The sequence below is a fragment of the Cryptosporangium phraense genome (assembly GCF_006912135.1).
Lineage (GTDB): Bacteria > Actinomycetota > Actinomycetes > Mycobacteriales > Cryptosporangiaceae > Cryptosporangium > Cryptosporangium phraense.
Genome location: NZ_VIRS01000032.1, coordinates 34,920 through 56,223 on the forward strand (window position 1 = coordinate 34,920; position 21,304 = coordinate 56,223).

Annotated in this window: 15 protein-coding genes; 8 read left to right on the forward strand and 7 right to left on the reverse strand. The window is 74.7% G+C overall.

Annotation, left to right across the window (positions count from 1 at the left end; translation table 11 throughout):
- Nucleotides 1-16: 16 nt before the first annotated feature.
- The 5 genes from FL583_RS32310 to FL583_RS32330 are packed head-to-tail and all read left to right on the forward strand — an operon-like array spanning nucleotide 17 to nucleotide 6,913.
- Entirely contained in the window at nucleotides 17-1,240 is a 1,224-nt protein-coding gene (locus FL583_RS32310) for a hypothetical protein (RefSeq protein WP_142708676.1), read from the forward strand.
- Nucleotides 1,237-1,932: a hypothetical protein gene (locus tag FL583_RS41220; protein ID WP_205752667.1), complete on the forward strand. Its 696-nt coding sequence runs from the start codon at nucleotides 1,237-1,239 to the stop codon at nucleotides 1,930-1,932. Before FL583_RS32310 ends, FL583_RS41220 begins: the two co-directional genes overlap by 4 nt.
- Nucleotides 1,929-2,561: a hypothetical protein gene (locus tag FL583_RS32320; protein ID WP_142708677.1), complete on the forward strand. Its 633-nt coding sequence runs from the start codon at nucleotides 1,929-1,931 to the stop codon at nucleotides 2,559-2,561. The genes FL583_RS41220 and FL583_RS32320 overlap by 4 nt, the downstream gene beginning before the upstream one ends.
- Nucleotides 2,558-5,611: a coiled-coil domain-containing protein gene (locus FL583_RS32325; RefSeq protein ID WP_142708678.1), complete on the forward strand. Its 3,054-nt coding sequence runs from the start codon at nucleotides 2,558-2,560 to the stop codon at nucleotides 5,609-5,611. Before FL583_RS32320 ends, FL583_RS32325 begins: the two co-directional genes overlap by 4 nt.
- A gap of 12 nt (nucleotides 5,612-5,623) precedes the next feature.
- Nucleotides 5,624-6,913 (forward strand): M20/M25/M40 family metallo-hydrolase, encoded by a 1,290-nt coding sequence (locus FL583_RS32330; protein WP_142708679.1) that lies wholly within the window; start codon nucleotides 5,624-5,626, stop codon nucleotides 6,911-6,913.
- On the opposite strand, the gene FL583_RS32335 is transcribed toward FL583_RS32330, so the two are convergent.
- The gene (locus tag FL583_RS32335; RefSeq protein WP_142708680.1) at nucleotides 6,910-11,121 is read right to left on the reverse strand and encodes an SCO7613 C-terminal domain-containing membrane protein; all 4,212 of its coding nucleotides are present in this window, start codon (nucleotides 11,119-11,121) and stop codon (nucleotides 6,910-6,912) included. The two genes, FL583_RS32330 and FL583_RS32335, sit on opposite strands and share 4 nt — an antisense overlap.
- Before the next feature lie 139 nt (nucleotides 11,122-11,260).
- Here FL583_RS32335 and FL583_RS32340 point away from each other — a divergent pair, with 139 nt between their 5' ends.
- Entirely contained in the window at nucleotides 11,261-13,084 is a 1,824-nt protein-coding gene (locus tag FL583_RS32340; RefSeq protein WP_142708681.1) for a putative bifunctional diguanylate cyclase/phosphodiesterase, read from the forward strand.
- 108 nt (nucleotides 13,085-13,192) lie between these two features.
- Here the strand turns inward: FL583_RS32340 and FL583_RS32345 are convergent, their stop codons facing one another.
- From FL583_RS32345 to FL583_RS32360, 3 genes are read right to left on the reverse strand one after another with little or no spacing between them, the layout of a single operon-like run.
- Nucleotides 13,193-14,194 carry a WD40 repeat domain-containing protein gene (locus tag FL583_RS32345; RefSeq protein WP_420843225.1) on the reverse strand — a complete coding sequence of 334 codons (1,002 nt, stop codon included), beginning with the start codon at nucleotides 14,192-14,194 and terminating at the stop codon, nucleotides 13,193-13,195.
- 16 nt (nucleotides 14,195-14,210) lie between these two features.
- The gene (locus FL583_RS32355) at nucleotides 14,211-15,707 is read right to left on the reverse strand and encodes a GMC family oxidoreductase (RefSeq protein ID WP_142708683.1); all 1,497 of its coding nucleotides are present in this window, start codon (nucleotides 15,705-15,707) and stop codon (nucleotides 14,211-14,213) included.
- 2 nt (nucleotides 15,708-15,709) lie between these two features.
- Nucleotides 15,710-17,173, reverse strand: a complete 1,464-nt coding sequence (locus tag FL583_RS32360) for an aldehyde dehydrogenase family protein (protein ID WP_142708684.1) — start codon at nucleotides 17,171-17,173, stop codon at nucleotides 15,710-15,712.
- Nucleotides 17,174-17,361: 188 nt separating this feature from the next.
- On the opposite strand from FL583_RS32360, the gene FL583_RS32365 reads away from it, so the two are divergent.
- Nucleotides 17,362-18,108: an IclR family transcriptional regulator gene (locus FL583_RS32365; RefSeq protein WP_142708714.1), complete on the forward strand. Its 747-nt coding sequence runs from the start codon at nucleotides 17,362-17,364 to the stop codon at nucleotides 18,106-18,108.
- On the opposite strand, the gene FL583_RS32370 is transcribed toward FL583_RS32365, so the two are convergent.
- Complete coding sequence (locus FL583_RS32370) at nucleotides 18,096-18,752, reverse strand: helix-turn-helix domain-containing protein (RefSeq protein ID WP_142708685.1); 657 nt, start codon at nucleotides 18,750-18,752, stop codon at nucleotides 18,096-18,098. The genes FL583_RS32365 and FL583_RS32370 overlap by 13 nt on opposite strands.
- Here FL583_RS32370 and FL583_RS32375 point away from each other — a divergent pair.
- On the forward strand, nucleotides 18,738-19,154 hold the full coding sequence (locus FL583_RS32375) for a hypothetical protein (protein WP_142708686.1): 417 nt from the start codon (nucleotides 18,738-18,740) through the stop codon (nucleotides 19,152-19,154). The two genes, FL583_RS32370 and FL583_RS32375, sit on opposite strands and share 15 nt — an antisense overlap.
- Here the strand turns inward: FL583_RS32375 and FL583_RS32380 are convergent.
- Together FL583_RS32380 and FL583_RS32385 are read right to left on the reverse strand one after the other, a co-directional pair.
- Nucleotides 19,135-19,983 carry an LLM class flavin-dependent oxidoreductase gene (locus FL583_RS32380; RefSeq protein ID WP_142708687.1) on the reverse strand — a complete coding sequence of 283 codons (849 nt, stop codon included), beginning with the start codon at nucleotides 19,981-19,983 and terminating at the stop codon, nucleotides 19,135-19,137. The genes FL583_RS32375 and FL583_RS32380 overlap by 20 nt on opposite strands.
- A gap of 137 nt (nucleotides 19,984-20,120) precedes the next feature.
- Entirely contained in the window at nucleotides 20,121-21,209 is a 1,089-nt protein-coding gene (locus tag FL583_RS32385; RefSeq protein ID WP_142708688.1) for a hypothetical protein, read from the reverse strand.
- Nucleotides 21,210-21,304 lie beyond the last annotated feature (95 nt).

Here is a 21,304-nt window from a genome sequence, read left to right on the forward strand (position 1 = left end):
TTACAGTGACCGAACTGTGGACCCGGATGACCTGACGCTCGAGAGCGCCGCCCAAGACCTCGCGATCGTGGCCGTCTACCGGCAGATGTTCGCGGTCCTCGGCAGCTCGGCGCAGTCGGTGATCAGCGACCCGATGCTGGTCGACCTGGCCGACGCGCTGTTCGCCGCCTTCTCCGCCGCGGGCAGCGAGGGCCTCACGATGGAGCAGATGCGGTCGGCCTGCCGCGGCTTCCCGGAGCCGGTCTTCACCTCGCGGGTGCGCGTCCTGCGCGAGCTCGGCGCCGTACAAAAGGCCTTCGACCGGCCCAACCAGGACGTGTACCGCGCGTCGTTCACCAGCTACGTGTCGCTGCTGTTCGTCCGCCGGATGCTGACCCGCGGCGGTCAGCTCGAACTGCACCGCATGCTGTCGCTGGAACGGCTGAACCTCGACGACCCGGCCGCGACCGAGGACGACGCCCGCGAGAGCGCGTCCCGGCTGACGACCGCGTTCCGGCTGATCGTCACCGAGCTGTTCATGCTGACGTCCGGCGGCACGATCGACTCGCTGCGCGAGAAGGCGCCGTTGCTCTGGAACGCCGACTCGCTGATCGGCGAGGCGGCCGCGGCCCACGACCGGATGCTGTCGCGCTGGCCGGAGCTGACCCGGCCGAGCACCGACCTCCGGGCCGCGATCGCCGCGTACCGCGACGTCTCGACCGCCGCGGCCGGTCGGCTCACCCAGGCGGTCGGGGCCACCCGGGCGCTGGACCTGCTGCCGGCCGAGGCCTGGCGCACGTTCACCCGCCGCTCGTCCGTCGGCGCGCTGGCCGCACCTCTCGCCGGGCTGATCTTCGACGCGCCGCGGGCCTGGCTGTCGGCCGGCGACCTGACCGAGGCGGTCGCCCAGGCCGAGCGGCCTGCGCCGCAACGGCTCCGGCCTCCCCGGGCCGATTCCGACGACCTGGCCGACGCCACTCCGGCCGACGTCGCCCCGGCCGACGATCGGGAGGCCGACGATCTGGCCGCCCGGGCCGAAGCCGTGCTGGCCGGGCGGGACGCTGTCGACATGGCCGACCTGATCGGACGGTCGGGTGACTGGCCGACCGCTCGCCGGACGCTCTCCGACCTCGTCGCGGCGGCCCAGCACCCGTCGCTGCCGTACGACCTGACCTGGGGTGACGGGCTCGTCGTGGGCGCCGACGGGGTGCCGTCGTGGCGCGGGCAGGGCCGGTTCGTGCGGGTTGCGGTTCCGGCGTGAGCGGGCTCGACGAGGCCGCGCTGTGGGCGGCGCGGGCCCGGGCCGAGGGGCCGCTGTCGGTGCCGGTCGGGGTCTCCGGTCCGGACGGGTTCGTCCGGCTGCCGTCGGGGGAGGAGCCGAGCGCCTGGTGGGTGCCGGTCGGGCCGGACGGCGTGACGCCGGCCGCGCTGCGTGATCTGCGGCTGAGCCTGCCGGCTCCGGACCACCGCAACGAGGCCGCCCGCGTCCTCGCCGTGTGTCTGCGCTGTTGCTGGGTGGAGCTGGCGGCCGATCCTTGGCCGGGGCGGGAGACGTCGGTGCCCGCGGTGCTGAGCGTTCTCGGTGACCTGCTGCCGACGCGGTCGGCCCAGACGCACCACCGGTTCGCGGCCGAGGCGTTCCGGCAGCTGTCGGACGCCGGCTGGATCCGCTGGTCGGAGCGGGGTGGGACGATCCGGCTCGGTCCGCGGGTGGCGAGCTGGCCGTCGGCCGAGGTCGAGATCGTCCGAGAGCTCTGCCGCTCCCTCCCGGCCCCGGCCGACGTCGAGGCCGCGCCCCCGCCGGAGGCCGCGCCCCAGACGGAGGCCGCGCGCCCGGCTGAGCCCCCGGCGGAGGCCGCGCCTCCGGCGGAGGCCGCGCGCCCGGCTGAGCCCCCGGCGGAGGCCGCGCCCCCGGCCGAGGCCGCACTCGGCGCGGACGGGGGTGCGGCATGACGCATCCGGCCGAGGATCTCCTCGGGGCGTTGTCCGAGCGGCAGCGGGACGAGGTCGTCGCGGCCTGGGCCGCGGTCGAGTACGGGCGCGAGCCGGTCGACGAGGTGGGCTTCGCCGCACTCCGCGACCCCGCGCTGCGCGAGACCCTCCGCGCCGTGCTCCGGCGCACCGGCCGCGACCTCGTCCGCATCGCCGGCCGCCGGTGGACCAGCGGCTACGACGACGACGTCCGGGCCGAGCTCGTCGCCCGCGGCTGGGGCCTGCTCCCCGAGTACGACCGGGCCGTGCTGACGACGATCCTCGTGCACTCGGTGGCCATCCCCCGCTCCGACGGTCACCTCACCGACGACAGCTGGGCCTCGGCCGTGCCGACGACCGTCGCCGAGCTGCGCAGCCACACCCAGCTGGCCCGCGGCAAACTCAACGACGCGCTCCAGCGGCTGCGCAGCGCCGACCTGATCCGGGCCGCGCGGACCTCGTCCGAGGGCGCGTCCTACGTCCCGGGCCCGCAGTTCCACCGGCTCACCCCGGCGGCGCGGCGCCTGCTGCAAGAAGAACTGGTACTGGCCGCCGGCCCGGGCTCACCCCTGGCCGCGGCGATTCGGCATTCCCGGGGAGGACAGCAGTGACGCGGCCGGTCGATCATCTGGACGTCGTGGGGGACCGGGTCGCGATCGGCATCCAGCTGATCGGGATCTCCCGGCTCTCGACGCACCCCGTGCCGCTGGTGCCCGGCTGCCTGATCACGGTCGCCGGTCAGGGCCCGAAGGACTCCAACGGCGCCGGGAAGTCGTCGTTCATCGCCGCGCTGACCCTGCTGCACGGCGACGAGCAGTGGCGCCTCGCGTCGGGCGCCCGGGAGTCCGCCGACCTGCTGTTCTCGGCCGAGATCGCGGCCCAGGACCGCGAGTACGCCAGCGCCGACCACGGCTACGTCGTCGGAGTGTTCGCCGACGCCGACGCGGAGCACCCGGCGGACAGCGCGCTCACCGTCTGGCTGCGCATCGACCGGGAAACGCCGCACCTCCTCGTCCGCTGGACCGAAGGGCTGCACGTTCCCACCGCGTCCACCGAAGCGGAACGGGAACGTCAGGCCGACGGACTGTGGGCGGCGCTGCCGCCCCGCGCCGGACGGCGCGACTACAACGCACGGGATCTGTCCCGGGTCCTGTTCGGCGAGCACATCCGGTGCGTGTCGTTCCTCTCGACGTCGGTGCGCCCGTCGGCGACGGCGAACCTGCTCGCGCAACCGCTGAACGAGCTCAAGCCCGACCGGATCTTCTCGGCCGTGGCCGCGCTGACCGGCCTCGACCACGAGATCGCGGACGAGCAGCGGCACCGGAACACCGAACACGCGGAGCTGGAGAAGGCGGCCGACGCCGAGCGGAAGCTGCTCGAGTGGGAGGAGCAGGCGTCCGCGATCGAGTCCGGCATCGAGCGGCGCGAGCAAGCCCGCGACCGGGAGGCCGACGCCCGCGGGCGGTGGCGGTCCCGGGCCGCGGTGCTGGTCGCCCGGGCCTCCGACGAGCTCGAGGCGATCGACGACGACCTCGGACGGATCGCCGCCGACGACGCCGCCCACCAGGAGCGGCTCGCGTCGATCGCCGACGAGCTGCACGTGCTCGGCGACGACGTGGCGCTCCGCGACCGGCTGCGCCGGGCCGAGGCCGCGTTCGCGTCGCTGGACGGTGATCACCAGCAGCTGCGCGACCGTCGCCGGGGGCTGACCGCGTCGTTGGACCGGCTCGGCCGGGAAGCCGACGAGTTGGACGCCACGGCGCGCGACGCCGACGGGCGGTCCGCGGACGTGGCCGCCTCCGAGCTCGAGGTGGCGGTGGACGCCCGGACGGCGGCGATCGGGGCGCGGGCGATCGCATCCCAGGCGGTCGCGTCGGCGTCGGCGGCGGTGCGGGTGGCGGAGGCCGGCGACGACGTCGCGACGGCTCAGCTGTCGGCGTTGCGGGAGGCGGGGATTCCGGCGGTCGCGCTGGTGGACGCGGTGACGTTGACCGAGGAACAGCGTCCGGTCTGGGAACCGCTGCTCTGGCCGTTCCGCGAGGCGGTCGTCGTCGACGCGTCGCAAGTAGACCGGGCAACCGGGGAGCTGGCCGCCGTACCGGGGTCGATGCTGGTCGCGGCGGCGGGCGCGGCCGGGAGCGCCGCAGATGGGTTGCCGGCCGTGGCCGGCGCGTTCGATCTCGCGGGCTTCCTCGGCGCGCTGCGCGCCGGTGCCGTCGTCGACGGCGCGGCCGTCACCGTCGCGGGCGCCACCGTCATCGGCGGGTTCGACGCACCGATCACCGGGCGCGCGGCCCGGATCGACCGCGCCCGAACCGCCCTGACCACCGCCTCCACCGCACTCGACGTCGCCGCCGACCGCCTCACCGACGCCGACCGGGCCGTCGCGATCGCCGAGCGCCGCCTCACCGCGGCGCGGGCCGCGGTGACCGCGGAATCCAAGCGTCACCGGATCCAGAGCGCGCGCCGCGAGCTCGACGAGGTCGCCGAGCGCGAGGACGCGCTCGCGCCGCGGCTGTCGGCCGCCCGCCACGAGTACGACCTGGCCCGCCTGGCCGAGACCGGCCGCCAGCAGCAGGCCGACGCGCTGCACGGCAACCGCCGCCGGGTCGAGGACGCCCGTGAGGTGCTGCGCGTCGAGCGCGACCGCCTCGACACCCGCCGCCGCGTCATCGACCTCGACACGCTGCTCCGGGCCTGGGGAAACACGATCGACGCGGCCCACGACCACCTCGCCGACCTCCCCGACGACGAGCAGCTCTTCGACGAGGACGACTGGTGGCGCGCCGCCGAGGCCGTGCTGGCCGAGATGCTCGCGCTCTGCTTCCGGCCCGATGACCCGGTCCCGGCCCAGGTCGAGGCCCTCGCCGACGAGCGCGCGACCCCCGGCCGCGGCCAGGCCGACAAGCAGAAGCAGACGTTCCCGGCGCTCCTGGACGCGGTCCGCGACCACCTGACCCTCACCGCCCACGAGGACGCCCACCAGCGCGCGCGCCTCAGCGACGAGCGGGTCGAGAAGCGCCGGGCCCGGGACGCGGCCGCGATCGGCCACGAGGAGGCGGCGAAGGCGGCGGCGGCCGTGCGGGCGTCGCTGGCCCGGGCGATCACCGCCCGGCTGAACGCGGTCGGGTCCAAGTTCGACGATCTCGACCGCGCGTACGGCGGCTACGGCGCCGGCCTGCGCTTCACCGAGCCCGAGCCGCCCGCCGACCCGACCAAGCGCTGGAACTGGGAGGTCACCCCGGTCTGGCGCCGGGCCGAGGGCAACGCGCTGGTCGCTTACGACCGACGCGGCAACACCGCCCAGATGGACGAGAAGGCGGTGAAGCTCGTCTGCGCGGCCGCGCTGGCCTCGGGCACCGGGCGTCCGCTGCTGCTGGTGCTCGACGAGCTCGGCCGCAACCTCGGCAAGCAGCACCGTCGCGAGGCCGTGGCTCTGTTCGAGCGGATCGGCGCCGACAGCGGCATCACGGTCGTCGGCGCGCTGCAGGACGACATGGAGCGCTACGCGATCGACGCCTGCGGCGAGTACGTGAAGCTGCGCCGGACGTCGGACACGATGGCGTACAACCAGGCGCCGGTGATCCACGGGTTCGACACCCGCGCGGGCCGGGTGGCGCTGCTGTCCGAGTGGCTGTCCGGGAGCTATCTGCCGGTGTAATACCGTGCGGGCATGGTGCCCGAGCCGGTGGAGCTGTTGCGGCGGTTGATCCGGGTCGACACGACGAACCCGCCCGGCAACGAGTCCGCGCTGGTCGAGTACCTCGGCGGGCTCCTCCGCGACGGCGGGGTGACGACGACCGTCGTCGGCGAGAACCTCGTCGCCAGGGTGCCGGGCCGGGGCGAGGCCCCTCCGCTGCTGATGCAGGGTCACCTCGACGTCGTCCCGGTGAGCGACCACGGCTGGACGCACCCGCCGTTCTCCGGCGACCTGATCGACGGGTTCGTCTGGGGCCGCGGCGCCCTGGACATGAAGAGCGGCGTCGTCATGATGCTGGTCGGTCTCCTGCGGATGCTGGACGCGGGCCGCACCCCGCCCGGCGACGTCATCCTGGCGCTGCTGGCCGACGAGGAGGCCGGCGGCGAGCGGGGCGCGAAGTACCTGGTCGAGAACCGGCCCGAGCTGTTCGAGGGCGTGCGCTACGCGATCGGCGAGTTCGGCGGCTTCACGATGGAGATCGCCGGACGGCGGTTCTACCCGGTGCAGGTCGCCGAGAAGCAGATCTGCTGGGTGCGTGCGGTGTTGCGGGCTCCGGGTGGCCACGGGTCGCTGGCCCGGCCGGGCGGCGTGACGGCCCGGCTGGCCACCGTGCTGCGCACGCTCGACCGGCAGCACCTGCCGGTGCACGTCACGCCGGTCGTCCGGACGATGATCTCGGCGATGGCGGCGGAGTTGCCCGCTCCGGCCGCGCAGGCGGCCCGTCTGCTGCTGCGTCCCGCGCTGACCGACCGTCTGCTCGGCGCGGCCGGCGAGACCGGCCTCACGCTCGCGCCGCTGTTCCACCACACGGCCACGCCGAACATCGTGTCCGCCTCCGGCGGCGCGATCAACGTCCGGCCGACCGAGGCCGTCCTCGACCTCGACGGACGGTTGCTGCCGGGCTTCCGCCCGCAGGATTTCCTCGCTGAGCTCCACGCCTTCTTGGGGGACGATGTGGAGCTGAGCGTCGTGCGGCACGACCCGGTCGAGCTCGAGCCGAACCTCGGACTGTTCGACACGCTGGCATCCGTGCTGCGCGATCACGATCCGCTGGCCAAGCCGGTCCCGATGCTCATGCCGGCCTCCACCGACGGCCGGTTCTTCGCCCGGCTCGGCATCCAGACGTACGGGTTCACGCCGATGACGCTGCCCGCCTCGATGACGTTCACGAAGCTGGTGCACGGGGTGGACGAGCGGATCCCGGCGTCGGCGGTGGAGTTCGGCACGGCCTGTGTGACGTCGCTGCTGGAGCGTTTCCGCTAACGCATCCCGCGGACGAACGACGTGAAGCGGGAGGCGTCGGACCGGCGTTGTTCGTAGGTGGCGCCGACCACGACGAGCAGGAGCCCGGCGAGCGAGAGCGGCACCCAGGTCGGGACCGCGTCGGCGAGCGCAGGGAGGATCGGTGCGAGCGCGCGGGCCGCGACGAGCGTCAGGATCGACGCCCCGGCGACGAACGGAGCCTGCCGGCGGGCCGCCGCGCCCGCGAGCGTCGTCGCGAGCGCGGCGCAGCCGAGCAGCAGGAGGCGGAGCCCGAGGACGCCGTCGGACAGGGCGATCGCGCCGGTGGGGACCGCGGCGACGGCCAGCGCCGGGCCGAGCGCGACCCAGGACGAGACCGCCGGTCGGCGGCGGAGGAGGAAGAGTCCGAACGCGCCGGCCAGGACCGCGGCCGGGAGCGTGTAGGCCTCGGCGGCGGTGACGCCGGAGCGGGCCAGCCAGGCCCAGACCGCGAGCAGTTCGACGACGGGGATCGCGTAGAGGGCGGGTGCGGGCATGGCCCGGGGAACAGTGGGCCGGGCGGCGGATCGGAGGGCGGCGAGGCCGAGGGGGATCGCGAGGAGGGTGAGGGTCAGGGCGAGGATCGGCTGAGCATGAGCATCGCCGAACGCGTTCGGGCCGGCCGGGAACGAGCCGGCGGCCGGGCCGGCGAGGGCCTCGGCGGCCGCCGCGGTGAGGACGGCGAGCGCACCGGCGACGACGGCACCGACGTCGAGCGTCGCGGTGACCAACCGGGGAGCGGCGGTCAGGCCGGGGATGGTCGACGCGGTGGCGACCCCGAGAAGTAGATAGGCCGTGGGCACGCCCGAGGCAGCGCCGATCGCGACCGCGAGCGCGACGGCGGCAGTCGCCGAGGTAGCGGCGGCAACAAGTCGGGGGAGCGGAGCGGAGGCGAGAACGATCGCGGTGAGGGCAACGAGGAGCAAGGCCCCGAGCACGGCGAGCGTGGCCGCACGGTCCGCCAACGACCAGGCCACCGCCGTCGCCCCGGAAACGAACGCCACGACGGCCGGCGCGACCGCAGAGGCCGGCGCGACCGCAGAGGCCGGAGCGGCCGCGGAGGCACCGACGGTGGCGAGCACCAGCAGCACCCCGAGCGAGACCGGCCAGGGCGCATGCAGAGCAGGCCCGAACTCGGCGACCCCGAGCGCCGACGCCGGGACCGCATACCGCAGCGCCGCCCGGAGGGAGCCGTCCCACCGCACTCCGAAAGCCAGCACCCCGGCGGCCAGAGTCGCGATCGGCTCCAGCACCCCACCCGGAAACACCACCCAGGGCGCCAGGCGAGAGGCGTCGGCCGGAGCACCGTCCCAGACCGCGGCGACCCACCCGAACGGCGCGAACACGGTCGCCAGCGCCGCCGGAGCCAGCACCACGGCCGCGACGAGCAGCCCCGGCAGCCCGGCCGCGGTTCCGCTGACCGGGCCACGCGGCCCGGCGAGCCGGGTGGCGGCCACCGCGAGAACGGCGGCGCCCAGGGCGAGCAGGGCCAGCACGGGACGGTCGACGGTCAGCACACCGCGAATGGGGTCGACCGCCGTGAGCGCCGCCCCGCCGTACCCGGCCACGGCGGCGATCGTCGCCGCGACCGCCGCGGTCAGCGGCCGAGCCCGCCGAACCCCGGCCGCAACGGAGAGCGCCAGCAACCCGGCCAGCCCGAACCCAACCCCGGCCGGACCGCTCCCGCCCACCCATCCGGACCCACCGGATGTGAGCGCGGTCGCCACCGCCCCGGCCTCCCCAACGGCCGCCCCGAGCGCGATCCCGGCGAACACCGCCTGCCGCAGCCCGCCGACCGCCCGCCACGAGAGCACCCCACACCCGGCCGCGGCCACGCCGAGCACTCCCAGGGTCAACCCCCGGGAAGCCAGCGCCACCACCAGCGCATAGGCCCCCAGCCCCCCGCCGAGCCCGAACATCAGCACCCTCCCGACCGGCCCACCGACCCAAGCCCGCGCCCTCGACCCCAGGACAGTCGCGACTAGCGCAATCGCACCGGCGGTGACGACGACGACCCAGATCGGCGCCCCAGCCACGACCGGCCCGAGCACCGCGACACCGCCCGCACCGACCGCGGCGAGCCCGAGCCCGAGCCCGAGCCCACGACCGAGGCGGTCGAACCCGCCGACGACCACCCCGAACGCGGCCAATACCGCCACCAGCGCCACGACCGTCCCCCACCCGGGCCGCCCGGCATACCCCCACACGGCCCGGCCCGCCGAGGCGCCCCACATCAGGTCCGGATCCGTCAACGGCACGACCAGCGTGAACCCGACCGCCGCCCCCGGAATTACGCCGACGGCACTGGCCAGCGCCGCACCCACCGCGCCGGCCCCGGTCCGCCACGCTCCGCGAGCCCCGCGGGCCGCGACCGCGCACCCGAGCACCGCGACCGCGACCCCCGCCAGCCCCCACGCCTCCGGCCCGAACCGCACCCACCCCGACGCGACCCCGGCCCACACCAGCAGCAAGGCCACCCCGCCCGCCACCGCCCGCGCGATCTTCACTCCGGCGTGCGCGGCGGTCCCGCCAGCCTCTGACCGCACCATCCCCGCGTTCAGCCACGCCGGCCCCGCGCCGGATTGCACCCGCCCGCCCGCCCGCGCTGCTCGCGCGCCGGATTCCGCGCCTGCGCCTGCCTGCGCCGGTTCTGTGCCTGCGCTTGCCTGCGCCGCTCCTGTGTCCGCGCTCGACCGCGTCGCCTCCGCGCCGGGCTGCGCCGCCCCCGCGCCCGGCTGCGCCTCCCCCGCGCCGGACTGCCCGCCCGTGCCGGGCTGAGCGCTCGCATCCGGCCTCACCACGCCCGGCTGCGTCGCCGCGCTCGATCGAACTGCCGGGCTCGGCTGCGCTGCCGCGCCCGGCTCCGCCGCCGGCCTCGGGGGCCCTGCCGTATCCCGTGCGGCCTCGGTCTGCCGCAGGCCCGCCACCAATTCAGCCGCCACCACCCCCGCCGCGGCCAACGCCACCAGCGACAGCTCCCCGAGAACCGTGTTCCCGACCCCGCCGGTCCACACCGCCACCAGCCCGCATCCCACTGCCGCCACCCATGCGACCCCACCGCACACCAAAGCCGCGATTCGCCCAGCCACCCCCGGCCCGGCTGCGACGCTCCCGGCCGCCCCGAGCCCGGCCGCCTCCCGCGCGGCCGCGAGTCGCCCCCACGCCAGCAGGCCCAAGTCCCCGGCCACCAGGAGAACCAAGACCCCGGCCCACTTCCCGGCGCTGTCCGCGTGAGGGACCGTCAGCAGCACGGCGGACACGTGCACGAACACCACCCCGGCCGGCCTCAACGAGGCCACCGGGACCAAGAACGGATACCCGAGCGCGACCAGCGCCGTCACCCCGACCACGATCCCGGCGTAGCTCGACGACCCGGGTACCAGACCGACGTGCCGCACCGCGTACCCGTCCAACAGCAGCAGCACCAGACCGAGCAGCGCGAGCGTCTCCGCGGTCGAGGCGAGACCGAACCGGCGGAGGACCGCGGGCGCCGCGAACACGCCGGCCGTGATCACCCCGAGGATCACCGCCCGCCCACCGATCCCGAACGCACCCCACGCGACCACGGTGAACACCACTGCGGCGACGGCCAGCAGCATCCCTCCGAGCCCGAGGAGCACGGCCTGCACCGACCGCGCCGAGGTCTCCGGCCGAGCCGACTCGCCCGCCACCGGCGCCCAGACCGGGGGAGCGGCCGGCCGGCCCGCTGCCCCGCTCGCCACCCGGCCCGCTGCCCCGCTCGCCACCCGGCCCGCCAGCCCGCCCGCAGCCCAGCGCGCCAACCCGCTCCCGGCCCAGTCCGCAGGCCCGCCTGCGGGCCGGTCCGCCAACCCGCCCCCGGCCCGGTGCGCCGGCCCTCCAGCAGCCCGACCCACCGGCCCGCTCGCGTCCCGCCCCGCTGACCCGCCCGCGCCCCGGCCCGTCAACCCGCTCGCCGCCCCGCCGGCCAACCCACGAACCGACAGCAGCTGGGCTCGGTGCTCCGTCGCCCCCGACCAGGCCCGATACGCGTCCGCGGCCCAACGCTCGGCCGCCGCCTGCGCGGCCTGCGCCGCTGCCTGAGCAGCCCGCGCCTCGGCGTGCGCGGCCCGTGCCACCCGCACGCGCCCGTCGGCCTCGGCGAAATTCCGCGCGGCGGCCGCCAGCGCGGCCTCAGCGCGCGCCAGTTCGGTGTCGAAGCTGCTGGTCATGCGCGTCACGATCGCGCAGAACACGACGGCGGACGCGGTCCGATCAGCCCAGGCCCGCTGAGCAGTACTACTCAGAACCCGGTGACCAGCGCCGATAAAACTGAGCGGACGTCTGCCCGGAGGCGCGGAGAGGAGCCGGATGCCACTCCGATGGTTTCTCGCGCTGCGCGGACCGGCCGGCTGGTGGCAGGCACCCGTCGTCGCGACGCCCCGGCTGATGTCGATCGTGGCCGGGTCCAGCTACGTCACGGCCGGACTGGTCGCGGTGATCGTCGCCGTGCTCGGCGAGGACCTGGCCGACGCGATCGGGGAGTGCGCACTCGGTATCGCCTCGGCCACCGCCGGAGCGATCGTCCTGCTGACCGGCCGTCGCTGGCCCCGATGGGCGTTCCACCTGGTCATCAGCACCGCGGTGGCGTTCATCACGCTCGTCGTCTGGCTCTCGCAGGACGAGGGGCACGCGCTCGCGTACGCCACGATCTACCCGCTCGCGTCGCTGTTCACGATGTTCTTCTTCAGCTGGGCGGTGGGGCTGATCTACCAGGTCGCGATCGCGATCTCGCTGGTCGGCGGCGAGCTCGCGTGGACCGGGCTCCCGCGTGACGTCGTGCTCCCGCTGCTCGCCACCAACGCGGTGGTGGCGGTCATCATCGGGTGGCTCGTCCGCGAGGCGACCGAGGCCGAGGCCGACACGCTGACCGGCCTGCCCAACCGTCGCGGCCTGCAACGCGCCGTCGATCAGGCCTTGGACGCCGCCCGGCGGGACGCGACGCCGGTGACCGTGGCGTTCCTCGACCTGGACAGCTTCCGGCGGGTCAACGAGCTCCTCGGCACCGCCCAGGCCGACCGGCTGCTGCGGCTGACCGGCCAGGCCTGGCGGCACGTGCTCCCGGCCGACGCGCTGCTGGCCCGCTCCGGCGGCGACGAGTTCGGCGTCGTCCTGCCCGGGGTGGCCGCGGCCGAGGGCGCGGTGATCATCGACGGGCTGCGGGCGCTGCTCCCGGAGGACCGGACCTGCTCGGCGGGCGTCGCCGAGTGGCGGGCCGGCGACTCGGCCTCGGTGCTGCTGGGTCGGGCCGACGCGGCGCTGCAGCAGGCGAAGCTGTCGGGCCGGTCGCGGACGTTCGTCGACGTGCACAGCGGCGCGCAGAGCCGGGAGATGGTCGACGCGCTGCCGGCCGGCGAGTTCCTGGTCGTCTATCAGCCGATCGTCGACCTGGCCAGCGGCGTCGTCGTCGGGGCCGAGGCGCTGGTGCGCTGGACCCACCCGGAGCGCGGGACGATCCCGCCGATCGAGTTCATCCCGCTCGCCGAGGAGTCGGGGTTCATCCTCGACCTGGGCCGCTGGGTGCTGCGCGCGGCCTGCGAGGAGGCCGCGACCTGGGACTGGGCCGAGAACCCGCGGATCTCGGTCAACGTCTCCGGGCGGCAGCTGCACGACCTGGAGTTCGTGCCCGACGTCCGGCGGATCCTGGCCGACACCGGGCTGCCGCCCCGTCGGCTGGTGCTCGAGGTCACCGAGAGCATGCTCGAGGCGGACGCCCCGGTGGCGCTGGCCGCGCTGGAGGCGTTGCGGGCCGACGGGGTGCGGATCGCGGTGGACGACTTCGGCACCGGGTACTCGTCGCTGAGCCGTCTCGACCGGTTGCCGGTCGACATCCTGAAGATCGATCGGGCGTTCGTGAACGCGCTGCGCCCCGACACCGCGGTGGCCCCGGTGATCACCGCTATCGTCGCGCTGGCCCAGGCGCTGGGGATGAGCACGGTCGCCGAGGGGATCGAGGAGCCGTATCAGGCGGCGGCGCTGATCGCCCACGGATGCTCGGCCGGGCAGGGCTGGCTCTACGGCCGGCCCGGACCGGCGGCGGAGCTGGCCCGCCTGGCCGAGGCCCCGCCCCCGCCGCCGCTGGCCGCCTGCCCCGCCCTGGCCGAGCCCGCCCGCCTGGCCACCTCCCGCTTCTGAGCCGCCCCGGCGGCCCCGGCGGCCCGGCCGCCACGACGGGCCCGGCGGCCCGGCCGCCACGACGGGCCCGGCGGCCCCGGCCGCCCCGACGGAAGCGGCCCGAGCCGATCACGCGGCCAGGTGCCAGAGCCGCACGGTCTTGTCGACGCTGCTCGTGGCCAGGAGGTCGTCGGCCGGGCCGAACACCGCGGTGAAGACCCCGCCCGAATGCCCGGCCAGCGGTTCGCCGAGCGCCCGGCCGCGGGCCGGATCCCAGAACCGCACGGTCTTGTCGCGCCCGGCGCTGGCCACGACCGAGCCGTCGGGGCTGAACGACGCCCGGTACTCCCCGTGCGGGTGACCGCTGAGCGGACGGTGCTGCCCGGTGGCGAGAGTCCAGATCCGTAGCGTGGTGTCCCGGCTGTCGTCGCCGGTGGAGACGAGGAGCTTGCCGTCCGGGCTGAACGCCACCGACGACACCGGGCCGGTGTGGCCGGTGAGTGGGTGACCCACCGGCCGTCCGGTGGCCGTGCTCCAGAGCCGGACGGTCCGGTCCCGGCTCGCGGACGCGAGCAGCGTCCCGTCCGGATGGAACGCGACGGAGACCACCGCGTCGGTGCAGCCGACCAGCGGGTGGCCGACCGGGTGACCGGTCTCGGCGTCCGAGAGGCGGGCCGTCCCGTCCCGGCCGGCGGACGCGACGAGCGTGCCGTCGGGGCTGAACGCGACGGCGGCCACCGACGCGGTGTGGCCGGTGAACGGGACGCCGATCGGGTGACCGGTGGCGGTGTCCCACAGGCGCACGGTGCGGTCCCGGCTGCAGCTGACCAGGGTCCGTCCGTCCGGGCTGAACGCCACCGCGGGCACCGGGCCGGTGTGGCCGGTCAGCGGGACGCCGATGGGGCGGCCGGTAGCGACCTCCCAGAGCCGGATCGCCTCGTCGTGGCTGCCGCTGGCCAGTGTCGCGCCGTCGGCGCTGAAGGTCAGCGCCTCGTCGAGTACCCACTCCGACTCCGCGGCGGCCGGCGTGAGGACGACGACGAGGGCGTGCGGCCGCCAGGAACTCGGCGAGCCGCTGGACGTACGGGCGGTCGCTGCGGCTGTAGCTGATGAACACCGGCCCGGCCACAGCGCCCCCGTCCCGTCGTCAGTTCTTCCAGTGTGAACGGATCAGGTCGGCGCAGCGTTCGCCGATCATCATCACGGTCAGGTTCGGGTTGACCGTCGTCAGCGACGGCATGACCGACGCGTCCGCCACCCGCAGGCCCTCGACCCCGCGGACGCGCAGCTGCGGGTCGAGCACCGAGGACGCGTCCCGGCCCATCTGGGCCGTGCACGACGGGTGGTAGACGGTGTTGTGCGTCTTGTGGACGTAGTCCAGCAGCTCGTCGTCGGTGACCGCGTCGGGCCCGGGTGCCAGCTCGCGGGCGACCCAGCCGGCCAGCGCCGGTTGCGCGGCGATCGTCCGGGCCAGCCGCAGCCCGGCCAGCATCACCCGCTCGTCCTCGCCGTCGGGGTCGGTGAAGTACCGCGGATCGACGCGGGCCTTGTCGCGGAAGTCCCGCGACCGCAGCCGCACGGTGCCCCGCGACCGGCCCCGGGTGACGTTCGGGGTCAGGCAGAAGCCGTTCTCGGTGGTCGGGTAGCCGTGCCGCACGGTGTTCAGGTCGAACGGCACCGAGCCGTAGTGCATCATCAGGTCGGGCCGGTCGAGCCCGGGAACGGTGGCCGTGAACAGGCCGATCTCCCACCACTGGGTCGACTCGGTGACCATCGGCGCGGCGGCTTCCCACATCACCAGGCCCTCGACGTGGTCGTCGAGATTCGCGCCGACGCCGGGGGAGTCGACCAGGACGTCGACCCCGACCTCGCGCAAATGCTCGGCCGGGCCGATGCCCGAGAGCATCAGCAGCTTCGGGGTGTCGATCGCTCCGCACGAGACGACGACCTCGCGCCGGGCGTCCACCGTGAGGCGGTGCACGCGGTCGGCGGCGAGGTACTCGACGCCGGTGGCCCGCCCGTCCCGGATCAGCACCTTCGAGGCCCAGGCGTCGGTGACGACGGTCAGGTTCGGGCGCGCCCCGAGGATCGGGTGGAGATACGCGTGCGACGCCGAGCTGCGCGTCCCGTCGTCGTCGGCGTTGATCTGGAACCAGCCGGCCCCGTTCACCGCCGTCGAGCCGTTCGTGAACTCGACGGTCGGCAACCCGGCCTGGGCCGCCGCCTCCAGCACCGCGACGCCGCACGGGTCCTTGGGCGGAATCGTCCGCAGGTTCACCTCGAGCCGTTCCAGCAGCGGCCGGACCTCGCCGAACGTCCACCCGGGCAGGTCCCAGGCGGCGAGATCCTCGGCCGGCGGCCAGAACGCGATGCACGAGTTGTGGGACGAGCACCCGCCGAGCACCCGGGCCCGCGAGTGGCGCAGGAAGCTGTTGCCGCGCTCCTGGGGCTCGACCAGGTAGTCCCAGTCGTACCCGGACTCCAGCAGGAACATCCAGTCGGTCAGCCGCAGGATCTTCTGGTCGTCGACGTCGGTGGGGCCCGCCTCGAGCAGGCACACGGTGACGTTCGGATCCTCGGACAGGCGCGCCGCCACGACGCACCCCGCGCTGCCGCCACCCACGACGACGTAGTCGAACTCCATGCTCAGCCCTTGAACCAGCGGAGCGGGGCGGGGGCGGTGTTCTGCCAGATGTGTTTCGCCTCGCGGTACTCGGCCAGCCCGGTGGGGCCGAGCTCACGCCCGTTGCCGGACTGCTTGTACCCGCCCCACTCGGCCTGCGGCACGTACGGGTGGTAGTCGTTGATCCAGACCGTGCCCGCCCGGATGCCCCGGGCCATCCGCTCGGCGCGCGCCGCGTCCGTGGTCCACACCGCGCCGGCCAGCCCGTACTTGGTGTCGTTGGCCAGGGCCAGCGCCTCGGCCTCGGTCTCGAACGTCTCGACGGTGAGCAGCGGCCCGAACGTCTCCTCCCGGACGATGCGCATGTCGGCCCGGCACCCGTCGAACACCGTCGGGCGGTAGAAGTAGCCGTTGGCGAGCGCGGGATCGTCCGGGCGGCGTCCGCCGGCGACCAGCGTCGCGCCCTCGGCCAGACCTGCGGCCACGTAGGCCTCGACCTTGTCGCGGTGCGCGGCCGACACCAGCGGACCGGTCTCCGACGACGGGTCGAGCCCGTTGCCGACGACGATCCGCTCGGCCCGGGCCGCGACCTCGGCGACCACGTCGTCGTGGATCGACGCCTCGACCAGCAGCCGGGCGCCGGCCGAGCAGACCTGCCCGGAGTGGAGGAACACCGCGGTCAGCGCGTAGTCGACGATCGTGTCGAAGTCGCTGTCGGCGAACACGATGTTCGGGTTCTTGCCGCCGAGCTCGACCGTGACCCGCTTGACCGTGTCGGCGGCGGCCTTGAGGATCCGCTTCCCGGTGGCGACGCCCCCGGTGAACGACACCAGGTCGACCTCGGGGTGCTCGACCAGCGCGCCGCCGACCGGCCCGGCGCCGAGCACGAGGTTGACGACGCCGTCCGGCACCCCGGCCTCGACCAGCAGCTCGACCAGCCGGATCGTCGTCAGCGGCGTGACCTCGCTGGGCTTGACGACCACGGTGTTGCCGGCCGCCAGGGCCGGTGCGACCTTCCAGGAGATCTGCAGCAGCGGATAGTTCCACGGCGTGATCAGCGCGCAGACGCCGACCGGCTCGTAGACGATGCGGCTGACCACGGTGGACTGCCCGGCGTCGACGAGCCGCCCGGGGTCGCTGCCCGCGATGCCCGCGTAGTAGCGGAAGACCGAGATCACGTCGTCGACGTCGAGCCCCGACTCGAGCAGCGTCTTGCCGGTGTCGAGCGTCTCCAGGCGGGCGATGTCGTCCTTGTCGCGGGCCAGCAGGTCGGCGACCTTGGTGAGGATCGCCGCCCGGTCACCGACCGGGGTGTTCGCCCAGCCACCGGCGTCGAACGCGCGCCGGGCCGCGGTGACCGCCCGACCGACGTCGGACGCGTCGGCCAGATCGACCTGCGCGACCGTGCTGCCGTCGAACGGGTTGAGTACGTCGTCTTTGCCGCCGGAACCGGGACTCCAGATTCCGTCGATGAACAGGCCGGGCACCCGTCACCGCCTCTCTCACGAAGGGGCATCGTTGCGCCAGGCGAACCGTGTTGATTGCTCGGCAACAGTCTGGCCGGGCGATTTTCGCGGGTCAAGAACCGGCGTTCGGCCTGTGGACGACCTAGAGTTGCGTCATGCGGAACAGTGAGCGCCTTTCGGAAGAGGTCGTTCCGCCTGCGCCGGCCGGTGTGCAATCGGTCGACCGCGCGGTCAGCGTTCTGGAGATCCTGGCCCGGCGCGGCGAAGCCGGGGTCAGCGAGGTCGCCGGCGAGCTCGGTGTCCACAAGTCGACCGCGTTCCGGTTGCTCGAGACGCTCGAAGACCGCAGCATGGTCGAGCAGACCGCCGACCGGGGCAAGTACCGCCTCGGCTTCGGCGTCGTCCGGCTGGCCGGGGCCGTGTCCGCGCGGCTCGACGTCGTCCAGCAGGGCCGGCCCGCCTGCGAACAGCTCGCGGCCGCGGTCGGCGAGACCGTGAACCTGGCCGTACTGCGCGAGCACTACGCGGTCAACGTCGACCAGGTCCGCGGCCGGGCGACGGTCACGACCCACAACTGGGTCGGCCAGCTCACCCCGCTGCACGCCACGTCGAGCGGGAAGGTGCTGCTCTCCGCGCTGTCGGCGGCCGACCGCCGGGCCGCGTACGCGTCCGGCGACCTGGCCGCGTACACCCCGGCCACGATCGTGTCGGTCTCCGCCCTCGAAGAACAACTGGCCGACGCTCTGGAGCGCGGCTACGCGGTGACCGTCGAGGAGTACGAGATCGGTCTGAACGCGGTGGCGGCCCCGGTGCGGGACGCCAACGGCACCGTGGTCGCCGCGGTCAGCGCGTCCGGGCCGGCGTACCGGTGCCCGGAGGAGCGGCTGCACGAGATCGCGCCGGTCGTCGTGGGCACCGGCGAGGAGATCAGCCGCCGGCTCGGCTACTTCGGCTGAGCGCCGGTCGGGTGTCGGCCCAGCAGGAAGAGCGCGAGCTCCACCCGGAGACGTTCGGACGGGTCGTCCAGCTCGACCGGGAGCAGCTGATCGATCTGCGCGAGCCGGCGATCGAGCGTGTGGCGATGGACGTGCAGGAGGCGGGCCATCGCCGAGCGGCGCCGGCCGGCACCGAGGTAGCAGACGAGCGTCGCGGTCAGGTCGTCGTCGGTCGGGGTCCGGCCCAGCGGGCCGAGCGTGCTCCGGACGAAGTCGTCGCGGTCGGCCGGATCGAGCGAGAGCAGCGCGCGGAACGGCGCGGCCGCGACGCCGTCCATGCTGCTCACCCCCAGGTGGGCCGCCACTGCGGCGCCCCCGATCGCCCGCCGCAGCCCGGCCCCGGCGCCTCCGGCCCCGGCGGTCCCGGCCGTCCCCGATCCCGGGGGCAGGTCGTCCAGCGGCGCGGCCGACAGGATCACCGCCCAGCCGTCGACCTCGCCGATCAGCGCCGCCGGGTACCGGCGGCGGAGCCGGAGCGCGGTCGAGTCGCTCCCCGCCGTCGGACCCACGCCGACGGGCGCGGCCGCGGCCCAGCGGAAGCGGACGTCGACCCCGCTGCGCTGGGCCCGGGCGGTCAGGTCGGCGACGGCTTGCAGGACGCGCATCGCTCGCCGAATGAGGTGACTCAGCAATGTGGAATCGAGTATTCCGCCGGCCGCGAGCCGTTCGATTCCCATTTCGGTGAGGACTTCGGCGGCTATCTCGTGGGCGAGAATAGTCACTTCCATCGGTATTCCGGCGTTGCCCCGTTCGACCGCGATACCGCGGACCCGCGCGGTCAGGCCGGCCAACGGCGTATCGGCCACCATGTGGTTCAGCGCAAGGTCAACGGTTCCGGCCATTTTCGCGTGGACGTCCGCGACGACGTCGTCGGGAAGCGAATCCATCAGCGGAATGCGCGAACTCATCGCATCGAAGACGCGATCGGTGACCAGGTCCAGATCCGCGCGCAACGCGGCCAGGACGTCGGTCAGACCAGCGTGCCTCTCATTCACTGGTACGACTGACGATGAGCGCGAGCCGCTCGATCTGGTCGACGTCGTCGCCGTAGCAGTAGAAGACGAGTTCGTCGGCGCCGAACGCGCGGTAGGCGGCGACCATGTCGGCGATCTCGCCCGGATCGGTCAGGGGCTCGCCCCAGCCGGGCCGGCCGGTGAACGCGTAGTAGTCGGCGATCGCCCGACGGGCCCGGTCCACGGTGCCGGCCGGCCCGATCGCGGTGTTGATCTGCCCGACCAGGCGTGGCCGGCCCGCACGTCCGGCGGCGTCCCAGTCGGCCCGGACCGCGTCCACCAGCGGGCCGGCCCAGGCCAGCGGGGCCGCGCACAGGAAGCCGTCGCCGTGGCGCGCGACCCGGCGGAGGGCCGCGGGGGCGAACCCGCCGATGAGGATCGGCGGTCCGCCGGGGGCGGACGGACGCGGACCGATGCCGGTGCCGGCGTAGGGCTCGCCGCGCCAGATCGCGCGGAGGGCGGTGAGCTGCTCGTCCAGAAGGCGGCCGCGCTGGGTGATCGGCGTGCCGGCGGCGGCGTGGTCGTCGTCCCGCCCGCCGACCCCGATGCCGAGCACGAAGCGTCCGCCGGACATCCGGTCCAGGGTCGCGACCTGCTTGGCGAGGAGCGCGGTCGCCCGCAGGGGCCCGAGCAGGACCTCGGTCTGCAGACGGATCCGGGTGGTGGCGCCGGCCAGGACCGAGAGCGCGACCAGCGGTTCGGGGTTGTCGTAGGCGAGACGGTCGAGCAGCGCCAGCGAGTCGAAGCCGGCGGGCTCCGCCCGCCGGGCCCACGTGAGCAGGTGAGCGGGGTCGTTGATGGGCAGGCCGAGGCCGATGTCCATGGGAATCTCCGAAAATGGGCAGCCGACAAGGACTGTCGCCACCTCCTGCCCACGGCTGGTGGACCCGCTCGTCCCTCTGCGACGCACTTCTCGGACGACCGGTTCGGAGTTCCGCGGCCGATCCTACCGGTCGGCGGTCAGGTCCAGAGCACGGCGTGGTTGACGTTCCCCACGGTGACGTTTCCGGCGACCGTGCCCGACGAGTCGACGCCCACCGGGTAGCAGTACGTCGTCCCCGGGGGGTTGGGGAGCCTACGCAGCGTGCCGTGGCGCCACCGGAAGACCGTCGGGACGTCGCCGGCGCGGACCACGCCGGTCACGTCGCCGCGGTCGTTGATCGCGGTCGCCTCGCCCGCGTCGGCCAGGTACGTGAGCCGGCCGTCGTGCCAGAGCGCCGGGCGGTCGTTCACCGTGCCGACGACGTCCCCGGCCCGGTTGACGTCGGCGACGCTCACGTTCGAACCGCCGGCGGGCAGCAGGTCGGTCGAGCGGCCGTCGGCCCAGCGGATCGGGTGCCCGTTCGACGTCCCGACCACCACTCCGTCGTCGTTGAGCGCGGACGGGACCATCTCGCCGACGTCGGCCGGGCGGCCGTCCGTCCACAGGGTCGCGCGGATCGGGACGGACGCGGTCACCCCGAAGACGCGGGCCAGCACCTGGCCCCGCTCGTTGATCGCGATCGGGGTGGACGCCCGTCCGGCCGGCGTGGCCAGGTCGGTGTACACCCCGTTCCGCCAGACGAACGCCCGCTCGCCGCCACCGGGTGCGGCCGAGGCGCCGGCGATCTCGCCCCGGTCGTTGATCGCGTACAGGCAGGTCGAGCGGCCGGGCCGGGTGAGGTAGGTCAGCGTGTCGTCGTGCCAGTACAGCCCGGTGCCGGCGGCGGTGCAGCCGACGGCGTCCCCCTGGTCGTCGAGGGCTTGAGCGTGCGGGCCCAGGGGGCCGAGCGACCGGGTCGCGCCGTCCGGGAAACGGACGAACCCGGTGTACGTGCCGTCGGGGGCCGGGGCGGAGTTGCCGACCAGCGCGCCGCGTGGCGCGAGGCGGACGGCGCGGCTCTCGCCGCCGGACGCGGTGAGATCGACGAACGCCCCGCCCGGCCCGGGCGACGCCCCCGCTCCCGCCGGCACAGCCGCGCCCGCCACTACAGCCAGCGCCGCCGCCACCAGGCTCCGAGCGATGAGCGCGATCAGTCGGGTGCCGGTCGGTACGGTTCGCGGTTCCATCCGGGCCCCTCACTGATCCATCGGCCGGCTCTCGGTGCCATCTTGCTCCGATCCCTCGAGCCATGGGTGGATCCCGCGTCCACAAAGGAAGCGTG

Excerpts from the sequence above, each read along its gene's own strand:
- FL583_RS32320 (WP_142708677.1), top strand. The coding sequence starts at position 1,929 with ATGACGCATCCGGCCGAGGATCTCCTCGGGGCGTTGTCCGAGCGGCAG.
- FL583_RS32330 (WP_142708679.1), top strand. The coding sequence starts at position 5,624 with ATGGTGCCCGAGCCGGTGGAGCTGTTGCGGCGGTTGATCCGGGTCGAC.
- FL583_RS32335 (WP_142708680.1), bottom strand. The coding sequence starts at position 11,121 with ATGACCAGCAGCTTCGACACCGAACTGGCGCGCGCTGAGGCCGCGCTG.
- FL583_RS32340 (WP_142708681.1), top strand. The coding sequence starts at position 11,261 with ATGCCACTCCGATGGTTTCTCGCGCTGCGCGGACCGGCCGGCTGGTGG.
- FL583_RS32355 (WP_142708683.1), bottom strand. The coding sequence starts at position 15,707 with ATGGAGTTCGACTACGTCGTCGTGGGTGGCGGCAGCGCGGGGTGCGTC.
- FL583_RS32370 (WP_142708685.1), bottom strand. The coding sequence starts at position 18,752 with ATGCGCGTCCTGCAAGCCGTCGCCGACCTGACCGCCCGGGCCCAGCGC.
- FL583_RS32380 (WP_142708687.1), bottom strand. The coding sequence starts at position 19,983 with ATGGACATCGGCCTCGGCCTGCCCATCAACGACCCCGCTCACCTGCTC.
- FL583_RS32385 (WP_142708688.1), bottom strand. The coding sequence starts at position 21,209 with ATGGAACCGCGAACCGTACCGACCGGCACCCGACTGATCGCGCTCATC.